The sequence below is a fragment of the Mycobacterium sp. DHQP2018-32-09 genome, assembly GCF_058148405.1.
Map to the genome: position 1 here is coordinate 97,645 of NZ_JBYVYK010000001.1, position 12,669 is coordinate 110,313.

The 12,669-nt window shown below is 68.7% G+C and carries 6 protein-coding genes and 2 pseudogenes; 6 read left to right on the plus strand and 2 right to left on the minus strand.

All coding sequences use genetic code 11. The features are described from left to right. The first annotated feature begins 73 nt into the window (after nucleotides 1-73). Complete coding sequence (locus tag AC30CM_RS00480) at nucleotides 74-5,563, plus strand: glutamate synthase-related protein (RefSeq protein WP_490114845.1); 5,490 nt, start codon at nucleotides 74-76, stop codon at nucleotides 5,561-5,563. Next, complete coding sequence (locus tag AC30CM_RS00485) at nucleotides 5,560-7,302, plus strand: diflavin oxidoreductase (protein WP_490114846.1); 1,743 nt, start codon at nucleotides 5,560-5,562, stop codon at nucleotides 7,300-7,302. The genes AC30CM_RS00480 and AC30CM_RS00485 overlap by 4 nt, the downstream gene beginning before the upstream one ends. 329 nt (nucleotides 7,303-7,631) lie before the next feature. Here AC30CM_RS00485 and AC30CM_RS00490 read toward each other — a convergent pair whose 3' ends face one another. Beyond that, a complete protein-coding gene (locus AC30CM_RS00490) occupies nucleotides 7,632-8,630 on the minus strand; it encodes a zinc-binding alcohol dehydrogenase family protein (RefSeq protein WP_490114847.1) in 999 nt (332 codons plus the stop codon). Nucleotides 8,631-8,776: 146 nt separating this feature from the next. On the opposite strand from AC30CM_RS00490, the gene AC30CM_RS00495 reads away from it, so the two are divergent. The 3 genes from AC30CM_RS00495 to AC30CM_RS00505 all read left to right on the plus strand — a co-directional run bounded on the left by AC30CM_RS00495 (nucleotide 8,777) and on the right by AC30CM_RS00505 (nucleotide 11,345). Beyond that, nucleotides 8,777-10,375, plus strand: a complete 1,599-nt coding sequence (locus tag AC30CM_RS00495; RefSeq protein ID WP_490114848.1) for an MFS transporter — start codon at nucleotides 8,777-8,779, stop codon at nucleotides 10,373-10,375. Nucleotides 10,376-10,603: 228 nt separating this feature from the next. Further along, nucleotides 10,604-10,888, plus strand: a complete 285-nt coding sequence (locus AC30CM_RS00500; protein ID WP_490114849.1) for a hypothetical protein — start codon at nucleotides 10,604-10,606, stop codon at nucleotides 10,886-10,888. Nucleotides 10,889-11,060: 172 nt separating this feature from the next. Beyond that, nucleotides 11,061-11,345 (plus strand): DUF6188 family protein, encoded by a 285-nt coding sequence (locus AC30CM_RS00505; RefSeq protein ID WP_490114850.1) that lies wholly within the window; start codon nucleotides 11,061-11,063, stop codon nucleotides 11,343-11,345. 66 nt (nucleotides 11,346-11,411) lie between these two features. Here the strand turns inward: AC30CM_RS00505 and AC30CM_RS00510 are convergent. Next, nucleotides 11,412-11,639, minus strand: a pseudogene (locus AC30CM_RS00510) (type II toxin-antitoxin system death-on-curing family toxin); the annotation flags it as partial. Nucleotides 11,640-11,819: 180 nt separating this feature from the next. Here AC30CM_RS00510 and AC30CM_RS00515 point away from each other — a divergent pair. After that, a pseudogene (locus AC30CM_RS00515) lies at nucleotides 11,820-12,491 on the plus strand (IS3 family transposase); the annotation flags it as partial. Nucleotides 12,492-12,669: the final 178 nt, after the last annotated feature.

Sequence of the window (12,669 nt, forward strand, 5' to 3'; positions counted from 1 at the left end):
AGCGTGGATGACTCAGCGTCGAGAGCCCATGCGGTGCGACCTGTGAACGTGCAGCGTTGAGGGAGATCGCCGGGTGTCGGGACTTCATGATCCGAATCAAGAGAAGAGCAGTTGCGGCGTCGGCTTCCTGACGCGCAAGGACGGTCGCCAGACCCACGAGGTCATCGACAAGCTCAACGAGGCACTGTGTGCCGTCCCACACCGCGGCGGCATGTCGTCGGAGGGTGTCGGCGACGGCGCGGGCGTCAACCTGGACCTGTCGGTGCGGTTCTTCGCCGCCGTCACCGGCCGGCCGGACCTGCGTCTCGGCGAGTTCGGCGTCGGCAACTTCTTCCTGCCCAACGACGCCGCCTTCCACGGCGAGGCCGAGCAGGTCATCGAGACGGCGTTGCGCGAGCACGGCTTCGAGATCCTGGTGACGCGTGACGTGCCGGTCGACCACGCGGTGATCCGGCCCGCGGCGGTCAGGTACCAGTCGCCCATCCGGCAGTGGGTCTTCGCCGCCGCGGGCGGGGACGCTGCGGATGGCAAGACTGCAGATGGTAAGGCTGCGGATGATAAGACACTGTCGGACAAGGCCATTCACGAGGCGCTCATGGCCATCGAGGCCCTGGCCTACACTCGCCCCGAGCTGTCGGGCCTGTATCCGCTGTCGCTGAGTGCGCGCACCCAGGTGCTCAAGGGCCGGCTGAACTCCCACGAGGTGGTGCCCTACTTCTGCGATCTCACCGATCCGCGGATGGAGGTGCACTCCATGTTCTTCCACACCCGGTTCTCCACGAACACCGCGCCCAACACCACGATGGCGCAGCCGTTCCGGTTCATGGCGCACAACGGCGAACTGAACACCGACAAGAAGAATCGCCTGTCGGACAACGCGATCGCCCGCGCCCGCAACCGTGCGATCGTGCGGCCCGTCGGCCAGTCCGACAGCTGCCGGCTGGACCAGACGCTGCAGAACCGCGTGCTGGAGGACGACCTCGACCTGGTCACCGCCGTGGTCGCGATGATGCCGCCGGCGTGGGAGAACGACGCGACCCTGTCGCCGCAGGTGCGGGCCATGCTGGAGTACTTCAGCCTGTACGAGGAGAAGAACGACGGTCCGGCCGCGTTGATCTTCGGCGACGGCACCTACATCGGCGCGCGCCTGGACCGCCTGGGTCTGCGGCCGCTGCGCACGGTGGAGACCGCCGAGTACCTCGGCGTCATGTCCGAGGCCGGCCAGGTGAACTTCCCGCCGGAGCAGGTGCTCAAGCGGGGCCGCATCGAGGCCGGCGGCATGCTGTACTACGACCACCGCGAGCGGCGCTCCTACGGCACCACCGAGGCGCTGGAAATGCTTGCCGCCAAGCATGATTACCCGTCGATGCTGGCGCAGGCGCGGGTGCAGCTCGCGGATCTGCCCGCGGTGCCCCCGGAGAGCCAGCTCTCCCCCGCCCGCTACAACGGCGACCTGAACCGTCATCAGCGCTACGTCGCGTACTCGATGAGCCAGGAGGACTTCAAGTTCCTCATGGACCCCATGCTGGCCACGGGGCAGGAGAAGATCTCCGCGATGGGCTACGGCGCGGCCATCAACGCCCTGTCGAACCACGAGGGCGGCATCGCCAGGTACTTCTCCCAGCGGTTCGCCCAGGTGACCAACCCGCCGCTGGACAGCATCCGCGAGGCCGACGGCATGACGCTGCGCGTGGCGCTGGGCGCCAAGCCCAACAGCGACGCGGCGCCGGCTCCGCAGATCGTGGTGCCCACGCCCATCCTCACGCACCTGGACATGCTCAAGATCCGCGACCAGCAGCACACGCCGGTGCGCCGCTTCGGGATGCGCTACCGCGTCGATCTGGCGAATGCCGACGCCAACGTCACCGCGCTGGTGGCGGCCATCGATGCGCTGTGCGACGACGTCGAGGCGTTCGCCAGGGAGACCGGCGGCATCGCCGTCATCTCCGACCGGCACGTCGAGAGCGAGCTGGCGGCCATGCCCGTCATCATCGTCGTCTCGGCCATCAACCAGCGGCTCATCGAGGAGGGCCTGCGCGCGCGGGTGTCGGTGATCGCCGAGAGCGGTCAGTTGGCCTCGTCGCACCACATCGCGACGGTGCTGGGCTTCGGCGCCTCGGCGGTCTACCCGCTGGCGGTGCAGATGCGGGCCGAGGAGAAGTTCGGCCCCGACGAGGTCCAGGTCGCCGCGGCGTATCAGCGGTTCGCCAAGGCCGCCGAGAAGTCGCTGATGAAGACCATGGGCCGCGTCGGGCTGTGCACGGTCGAGAGTTACATCGGCGGCGAGTTCTTCGAGCCGAGTTACCTCGACACCGGGGATCCGGTGCTGCGCAGGTACTTCCCCAACGTGGTGTCGCCGGTGGGCGGCGTCGGCTTCGACACGCTGGCGGCCACCACCGCCGAGTGGCACGCGCACGCCCTGACGGTGACCGGCGACAAGGACGTCCCGCTGCTCGGTCTGTTCAAGGAGCGGGCCGAGGGTTCCGGGCACTCCTACGGCACCACCGCGGTGCGCGGGTTCGTGGACATGACCGAGGAGGCCATCTCGTTCGGTGACGAGGCGCGGCCGGAGAACCCGGACATGGCCGACCCGGCCTTCCTGCGCAACCTGCCGCTGCATCAGCTGGAGGGCGCGTTCGGGTTGAACGACGAGGCCTACCAGCACAACTCCTTCGAGGAGATGACGCCGCGGGCGATCAACAGCTTCGACATCACGCCGGGCTACCGCAACTTCGTGTTCGCGATGAACGCGGAGCGCTCGCGGCGCCCGGCGGCGCTGCGCGACGTGTTGGCGTTCCCCGCGGACGTGAACTTCCTGCACACCGCCGACGAGTTCCGCTCCGAGCTAGGGCAGTTCGCCCGCTTCGGCAACAACGGCTTCCAGGTGCGCGGCCTGACGTGCGTGCAGGACGGCGACGAGTTCACGCTGCGGTTGAGCCACAGCGCGCATCGTCTGGAACCGCTGCTGGAGTCGCTGAAGCGCCGCTTCGGGGGCGACGTCACCGACGCCAGGATCGACGTCGACCGGCTGCGGGTGCGCGCTCGCGGCGCGGCGCTGGACTACCTGGCTATGGTGCAGACCGCGCCCGAGTCGATTCCGCTGGCCGCGGTGCAGCCGGCCAGCGAGATCGCGGCCACGCTGGCGTCGGGGGCCATGAGCCACGGTGCGCTGGTCGCGTCGGCGCACGAGGCCGTGGCGCACGGCACCAACATGGTGGGCGGCCTGTCGAACTGCGGTGAGGGCGGCGAGCACATCACGCGCTACGGCACCATCCGCGGGTCGCGCATCAAGCAGTTCGCGTCGGGCCGGTTCGGGGTCTGGGCCGGCTATCTGGCCGATCCGATGCTGCGTGAGCTGGAGATCAAGATCGGCCAGGGGGCGAAACCGGGTGAGGGCGGCCAGCTTCCGGCCCCCAAGGTGACGGTGCAGATCGCGGCCGCACGTGGCGGCACCCCGGGCGTCGAGTTGGTGTCCCCACCGCCGCACCACGACACGTACTCGATCGAGGACCTGGCGCAGCTCATCCACGACTGCAAGGCCGCGCGGGTCCGCGTCATCGTCAAGCTGGTGTCCTCGGAGGGCATCGGCATCATCGCCGCGGGCGTGGCGAAGGCCGGCGCCGACGTCATCAACGTGGCGGGCAACACCGGCGGCACGGGCGCCGCGGCGGTGACCAGCCTGAAGTACGCGGGCCGCTCGGCCGAGATCGGCGTGGCCGAGGTGCATCAGGCCCTGGTGGCCAACGGCATTCGGCAGAAGGTGGTGCTGCGCTGTTCGGGGGCCCATCAGACCGCTGGCGACGTGGTGAAGTCGGCACTGCTGGGGGCCGACGGGTTCGAGTTTGGCACCACGGCGCTGATGATGCTCAAGTGCGTCATGGCCAAGAACTGCAACATCAAGTGCCCGGCCGGACTGACCACCAATCCCGAGGCGTTCCAGGGTGATCCGCGCGCCCTGGCGCAGTACCTGCTCAACATCTCCCACGAGGTACGCGAGATCCTCGCGACGCTGGGCATGACGTCGCTGGCGCAGGCGCGGGGGCGCAGCGACCTGCTGCACCTGCTGGACCACCCGTCGAGCATCGGCCGACTGGACCTGCGGGCCATGCTCACGGTCGCCGAGGGCTTCGTGCCCGAGGACCCGATCTACATGGAGAAGGACTACTCGGTCGACGACGCGTTCCTGGCGCAGTTGGACTTCGGGGGCGTCACGATGGCGCCGGTGACGTTGACCAACCAGAACAAGAGCGTCGGCGGGCAGTTGGCCATCGACATCGAGCGCAAGCTCAACCACGAGGGCGCCGCCGGTGCCGCGGTGGCGACCGACCATCGCGGCAGGCGGTACTTCACCCCCGACTCCGTCGTGATCACCACGTCGGGGTCGGCGGGCCAGAGCTACGGCGTGTTCTGCAACGACGGCATGTCGATGACGCACACCGGAACCTGCAACGACGGCGTCGGCAAGAGCCAGTGCGGCGGCACCATCGTGGTGCGCTCCCCCGGCGGCGGTTCGGGGCGTCCCGGCGGCAACGTGCTGATCGGCAACTTCGCCCTGTTCGGCGCGTCGGGTGGACGGTTGTTCGTCGAGGGCGAGGCGGGTGACCGCTTCGCCGTGCGCAACTCGGGTGCCAGCGCGGTGGTCGAGGGTGCCGGCGAGTTCCTGTGCGAGTACATGACCAACGGCGCGGTGTTCAACATCGGCGGGTTCGGCAAGGGCGTCGCCAACGGCATGAGCGGCGGGTTCCTCTACCAGTACGACCCGGCCGGTGAACTGCCCACCAAGGTGAGCGCCGACTCGGTGATGCTGGCCCCGGTGACCGACGCCCCGTTCCACGAGGTGGCGGCCCGGACGCTGCTGGAATGGCACGTCGAGGCAACGGGTTCCGAGCACGGTGCCGCGCTGCTGCAGAACTGGGAGACCACGCGCCGGCACGTCGTGTACGCGATGCCGCGGGCGCTGCTGCAGTACCAGGACGCCGACGCGATCCTGGCGGCGAAGACTCGCAAGGAGTTGCTCGACGAGCTGGCGGCGTCGCTGGCGGGGTACCAGGTGCACAAGTTCAAGCGGTCCTACCGCGACGACGTGACGGTGCTGGGCGGTGCGGTGCCCGCGTACGGCGAGACCGACACCGAGACCATGTACGCGCTGCTGAACACCTACACGGTGCTCAACCTGGCGCAGCAGCTGGCGTTGTCGCGGCTGCCGGGCGTCACCGACGTGACCGATCCGGCGGTCGGCAAGATGGTGCGCAACCTGGTGCTCACGGAGGACTTCTTCTTGATCCAGAAGCTGCAGCGGTACGCCCGCGAGGCCATCGACGGGTTCACCGACGAGGATCTGGCGGTGTTCATCGCCAACAAGCGCATCACCGACTACAAGGATGCGCTGGCGCAGCGCAACGTGTTGTCGATGGACAGCCCCGGCACCTACGGCTGGATCCTGTTCCAGAGCGCGAAGAACGTGGACAAGATCGGTCGGCTGCCGTCGTTCGAGGAACTGTTTGCCGCGCAATCGGTTCCGGACGTGGTGGCCTCGCTCGACTCGTTGGAGAGTGCGTCGTGAAGATCGCCTACATCCCCCAGGACGCCCCGTTCAACGAGGACCAGCGGGCATGGCTGTCGGGTTTCCTGGCGGGCCTGCATTCGCGGTTGGCGATGAACGTCGCCGTCCCGCCGCCCCCGGTGCCCGGTGAGCAGACGGGGCCGCGGCCCGCGCTGCGGGTGCTCTACGGCACGCAGACCGGCAACGCCGAGGGCGTGGCCAACGACGCGGCGGCCGCGGCGAAGGCGCAGGGCTTCGATGCGACGGTCAGCGGGCTCGACGAGATCGAACTCGACGAGTTCGCGGGGTTGAAGTTCGTGCTGATCGTCACCTCCACGTACGGCGAGGGCGAGATGCCCGACAACGCCGAACTGTTCTGGGAGGCGCTGGCGGCGTCGACGGCGCCGCGGATGGAGGGCGTGTCCTACGGCGTGCTGGCACTGGGCGACACCAGCTATGACGGGTTCTGCCAGGCGGGCAAGCTGTTCGACACGCGACTGGAGCAGTTGGGGGCGTCCCGCGTGGTGCCGCGCGTGGACTGCGACGTGGACTTCGAGGCGCAGGCGGCCGAGTGGATCCAGGGCGCCATCACGGCGTTGGTGCCGGCGTCTGGGGTGACCGGCACGCCGAGCACGCCGCCGCCGAGTGCGGTGGCGCGGTCCGGGTGGACGCGCAAGCACCCGTTCGTCGCCGACGTCGCGGTCAACCGGCTGCTGTCGGGGGCGGGGTCGGACAAGGAGATTCGGCACTACGAGTTCGATCTGGCCGACAGCGGCATCGAGTACGTGGCCGGGGACGCGCTGGCGGTGATCCCGGAGAACGATCCGGCGTTGGTGGAGGCCATCGCGGCGCACTTCCGGGTGTCGCCGGACACGCTGGTGGGCGACGAGCCGCTGGGCGAGTTGTTGGGGCACCGCTACGAGATCAGTGCGCCGTCGAAGGATCTGCTGGGCGAGGTGGAGAGCCGGGCGGACAATCCGGAGCTGTCGCACGTGCTGCGCGGCGGGGTGCGCGAGACGCTGGAACGCTGGCTGTGGGGCCGCGACGTGCTGGACGTGCTGAGCATCGCCGAGGACGCGTTGAGCCTGGAGGAGTTCGTCGGGCTGCTGAAACCGCTGGCGCACCGGGCGTATTCGATCTCGTCGAGCGCGTTGGCGCATCCGGACCGGATCCACCTGACGGTGGCGAGCGTGCGCTACCAGTCGACGGGTCGGATGCGCGGTGGCGTGTGTTCGACGTTCCTGGCCGACCGCGGGCGTACGGCGAAGATCTTCCTGCAGCCCAACAAGTCGTTCCGGGTGCCGACCGACGACGAGGCGCCGATGATCATGGTGGGCCCGGGGACGGGCATCGCACCGTTCCGGGCGTTCCTGCAGGAGCGGGCGGCGCGCGGCGCGGGTGGCCGAAACTGGTTGTTCTTCGGCGATCAGCACCGCGAGCACGACTTCGTCTACGCCGAGGAAATCGCGGCGTGGCAGGACTCCGGTGTGCTGAACCGCTTGGAGCTGGCGTTCTCTCGCGATCAGACCGAGAAGGTGTACGTGCAGTCGCGGATGCTGGAGCACGGCCGGGAGCTGTTCGGGTGGCTGGAGGACGGTGGGCACTTCTACGTGTGCGGCGACGCGACGCGGATGGCCAAGGACGTGGACAAGGCGCTGCACGACGTGGTCGCCGAGCACGGCGGCCTGAGCGCCGACGGGGCGTTGGAGTACGTGAACACGCTCAAGCGCGAGAAGCGGTACGTGCGCGACGTGTACTGAGTTCGGGCCGGAGCGGGACCGGGCCCGCTCGGGGCCGTCCGGTCGCTGCACCCGCGCCGGCAGACCCGTCCGGTCGGTGCACCCGCGCCGGAAGACACTGTGCTCCCGGACCCGTCACCGTTCGTTGACGCGTCACCCATTGTTGACGGTCCCGGGCTGACCACCGCCCCTGCCGCCTCACCTCTTCTTCTCCGCCACTCCTTCCCAACCTCCCCTACCCCGCGGCGCGGTCCTCACCCACCCATCCTGTCGCTCGTTGTCGCTACGAGGTGGGCATGACCCCACATCCCTCGACTGAGCCCCCGCAGCGCCCCGTGAAGCACGTCCCCTCAGCGGTGCACGACCACCTTGCCCACCATCTGCCCCGACTCGACCAGCCGGTGCGCCTCCCGGATGCCCGCGGCGTCGAACCCGGCGATCGCGGTCGTCAGCGTCGTCCGCAGCACGCCCTCGTCGACCAGCCGCGCGGTCTCGGCGAGCAGCCGCTGCTGGTACTCCAGGTCGTAGCCGTACAGGGGGCGCGTGAACATCAGCTCCCAGTGCCAGGCAATGCTTTTCGACTTCAGCGGGTACAGGTCCAGACCCTCGGGGTCGTCGATGGCCGTGACGTGGCCGAACGGGCGCACGATCTCCGCGAACGCCTCGACGTTGCCCGTCGAGTGCGGCGTGAACAGGTAGTCGACGCCGTCGGGCGCCGCCGTGCGTGCCTCGGCGACCAGGTCGTGGTGGTTCACCACGGCGTCGGCACCCAGGTCCAGCACCCACGCGCGCGACTCCTCGCGCGAGGCCGTCGCCACCACCCGCACGTCGGTCAACGTCTTGGCCAGCTGGATCATGATCGACCCCACGCCGCCGGCGGCGCCCATGATCAGCAGGTCACCGGTGGACTCCGCGGTCAGAGCGAACCGCTCGAACAGCGTCTCCCACGCCGTGATGGTGGTCAGCGGCAGCGCGGCCGCCTCGGCGAACGTCAGCGAGGAGGGCTTGCGGGACACGATCCGCGCGTCCACGGCCTGCAGCTCGGCGTTGCTGCCCTGCCGGTCGATGGCGCCGGCGTACCAGACCTCGTCGCCGACGGCGAGGGTGCTCACCTCCGGGCCGACGGCCTCGACGGTGCCCGCAGCGTCGTAGCCCACGACGATGGGCGCGTCCGACGCGTCGGTGCGCCGCCGAACCTTGGTGTCGACCGGGTTGACCGAGACGGCCTCGACGCGCACCAGCACGTCGTGTGGGCGCAGCTCCGGCACGTCGACGGTGACGTCGGCGAAGGCATCCGGGTGGTCGACGGCGAGGCCGGGAATCGTTCCCACGGCGGACATGCTGGTCATGGTGCTCCGTTCTCGAGTGGTCGATCGTAGAACCGACACCGTGGTTCCCCGCATTCCTCCCAGGGAACACTCGGCGGGGTTCGGGTGACGGACGCAGCCGCACCGCCCTAACGTGAACCACCGGACCACGGCCACGGGAGCGATGCATGACGACGACGGCGACCCCCTCCACGTCGACGTGGGCGCCGCTGCGTTCGCCGGTCTACCGGGCGCTGTGGATCGCGCAGCTGGTCTCCAACCTGGGCACGTGGATGCAGACGGTCGGGGCGCAGTGGATGCTGGTCGGAGATCCGCGCGCCGACATCCTGGTGCCGCTGGTGCAGACGGCGACGACGCTGCCGGTGATGCTGTTGGCGCTGCCCTCGGGCGTGTTGGCCGACCTCGTCGACCGGCGCCGCCTGCTCATCGCCACGCAGGGGGCGATGGCGGCGGGCGTCGGGCTGCTGGCCACGCTCACCGGGGCGGGGCTCACCACGCCGACGGTGCTGCTGATGCTGCTGTTCGTCATCGGCTGCGGGCAGGCCTTGACGGCCCCGGCGTGGCAGGCGATCCAGCCCGACCTGGTTCCGCCGCAGCAGATTCCGGCCGCGGCGGCGCTGGGCAGCATGAGCATGAACGGCGCGCGCGCCATCGGTCCGGCGATCGCCGGTGTCCTGGTGTCGCTGTCGGGGCCCACCCTGGTGTTCGCGCTCAACGCGGTGTCGTTCATCGGCATCGTGTTCGTGCTCGTCTGGTGGCGGCGGCCCGCCGTCGAGAATCCCTATCCGCCCGAGCGTGCGCTGGCGGCGCTGAGTGCGGGTGGACGCTTCATCCGCAGTTCGCCGATCGTGCGCCGCATCCTGCTGCGCACCGCGCTGTTCATCGGGCCGGCGAGCGCGCTGTGGGGTCTGCTGGCGGTCATCGCGGCGGATCGGCTGGGTCTGACGTCGTCGGGGTACGGCCTCATGCTGGGGGCGCTCGGTCTGGGGGCGGTGCTGGGGGCGTTCGTGCTGTCGCGGTTGCGGGCGCGCTTCGAGCAGAACACGTTGCTCGCCGCGGGGGCGGTGGGCTTCGCGGCGACGACGGTGGTGCTGGCGCTGGTGCCCGTCGTCGGGGTGGTGCTCGCGGCGCTGGTGGTCGGTGGGGCGGCGTGGCTGCTGACGCTGTCGACGCTCAACGCGTCGATGCAGCTGAGCCTGCCCTCCTGGGTGCGGGCGCGCGGCCTGTCGGTGTATCAGCTGGTGTTCATGGGCGGGCAGGCCATCGGGTCGGTGGTGTGGGGCATCGTCGCCGGGGCGACGGACAGTTCCACCAGCCTGTTGGTGAGCGCGGGTCTGTTGGCGGTGTGCGGGCTGTCGCTGCTGTGGTGGCCGCTGCACGCGAACACCAGCAAGCTGGACCTGACGCCGTCGACGCACTGGCCGGAGCCCACGCTGCTGTTCGAGCCCGAGCCCCTCGACGGGCCGGTGCTGGTGCTCACCGAGTACCGGGTGGCCCCGGCCGACGAGGCGGCGTTCCTGACGGCCATGGGGGCGCTGGGCCGGTCGCGGCAGCGCACGGGTGCGGCGCAGTGGCGGGTGTTCCGCAGCGTGGAGCAGGAGTCGACGTTCGTGGAGACGTTCGTCGTGCGGTCGTGGGGTGAGCACATGCACCAGCACTACGCGCGCCTCACGGGTCAGGACCTGCGCATCGAGCAGGGGGTGGAGCAGTACGTCGAGGGCACGCCGGTGTCGCGGCACTACCTGGCGGTGCACGACGGGCGTTGACGGCCTTGGGGTTACGCCGTAGGGCACGGAGCTGTTCGTCGACCACGTGGCGCCGAAACTGCGGCACCGCGGCGCGGCACCTGGGGTTGAAGAGGGTGCCCAGTGTGGACGAGTGCCGTCGGGAACTCGAATTTTGATGTCACAGCGGGCATTGGTGAACCCATAGAGTGGGAGCCATTGACAGTTGAACCACCGGGGACATCATGGATCACCTGAGGATAGATGCCGATGAGGCATTCGCCGTCTCGCGTGCGGCGAGAAAACTACGGCGGCATCGTCATCCAAGCTGGTTTCAACCACGCCGTCGCCGAACACAATTCGACACCCGGTAATCAGGGGCCACCGCCGACCAAACCCGCCGAGCCCGCCAGTTCGGCCGCCGCTCTGACGGCGCCGCCGTCGGCCGGCGGTCCGGGCAAGGGCCTGATCGATCTGATCGGACTGATGGAGCAAGTGGGTGTGCCAGTCCCCGACGGAGACACCGACAAGGTGTCGAAGGCCGCGGATGCGTAGGGTCGACTGGCGACCGTCTATCAAACGACGACCATTGCGGAAGGCCTCGACGTCGACGCACGGACGTTTCGGGACACGCATTCGCCCGAGGCGGACTTCTTGGTCAAGGATCTGGAGGAACTGCGCGACGCGACCAAGTCCGTGTTGGTTCACCGACGCACGGTTCCTCGTCGTGGAAACGCCGCTCGTATTGACTGTCGACGACGGTCAGGTCACCCTCCCACCGGACGCGGACTCCGACGAAGCGCTGCAACCCGTCCACCGCCTCGTCGGGCGTTCCGTGACCGCAGCCACCTATGCCGAGACCGGCTCGCTGCGCGTCGAATTCACCGACAGCGCCACCCTGACCGTGGAGCCGGACCCGGACTACGAGGCGTGGAACGTCCTGGGCCCCAATGGCTTACTCGTCGTCTGCATGCCCGGCGGCGAGCTGGCCTTCTGGAGTTCGGACGCATGACGAACGACTGGCGCCCCATCGCACCCGACGAAGTCGACGTCATCCGCACGATCGGACGACGCCCCATCAGCGCACATAACGGTCAGACAAGCCCGGTAGCGTAGCCGCGTAGCCGCACAGCATGCTCCGGCAATTCGAGATCAGTGTCGCAACGTCATTCATCAACTCTTCGGCATCGTCGACGTCGAAGCCGGGATCTAATTCCATGCCGTCCGCGTACAAGAACGTCCACGCAGACGCCCACGCGGTGCGCTTGCTGCCGTCTACCATCGAGTGATTACGAGCCAGGGATTGTGGCGAGTCCTAGTTTCCGAGTCCATCCGGATCTGGAGTCGGCGTGGTGTGATCCAGATTCAGTTGATGCTGCAGGCCATAAGGGTGTGGATGCACCTGCAGACGGCAGCGTACTCGGACGGCGTTCGGTTGAACCGCCCCGGCATGTCCGGAGAATCCATTTCTCGGAAGGATGGGGTCATGTCAGGTGGTTCGTCGCGGAGGTACCCGCCGGCGCTGCGTGAGCTGGCAGTGCGCATGGTCGCTGAGGTCAGCAACCAGCACGAGTCAGAATGGGCCGCGATGGGCGAAGTTGCCCGGAAAGTTGCGCCGGGAGAACGCCGAACTCAAGCGAGCCGACGCGATCTTGAAGACCGCATCGGCTTTCTTCGCGGCCGAACTGGACCGGCCACACCAATAGTCTGTCCATTCATCGCTGAGCATCAGGGCCGCCGCGAGGGCTCTCATGGTCTGCGCTGGGGCGTCCAGTCGATATGCACCGAACTCGTCGGGTTCGGTGTGCAGATCGCCCCCCCGACGTACAACGAGCATCTCAATGGTGAGCCCTCTCGCCGCGAGGGAACTCAAAGCCCACGTCAAGCGTGTTCACGGCGCGAACTACGGCGTCTACGGTGCGCGCAAGGTGTGGCTGGCGCTTAACCGCGAGGATATCGAGGCGGCCCGCTGCACGGTGGAGGGACCGATGGGCGAACTTGGTTCGCGCGGCGCAGCGCGGTGCGCGGCATGGCCACGCCGACGACCGTCGCGGATCCAGGCGCGGTGCGTCCAGCCGATCTCGTTGGGCGCCGATTCGGCCCGGTCGCTCCGAATCGGCTCCGGGTGGCTGATCTGACCTATGTTGAACTGACTGCTGACGTCACGCCCCCTGTCGTCGCTCTAGTGCTTTTTCCCTGCTCTACGGGCAACGCGTTCAAACACCTCGGTGCCGCCGAACGGTTGGCTGCGTGAGGCGGCAAGGGGCCCTGTCACAGAAGTCGCGCGATAATCAGAACTCCAAATGAGCGTGACGAAGTCCCGGACATCTCAGCAA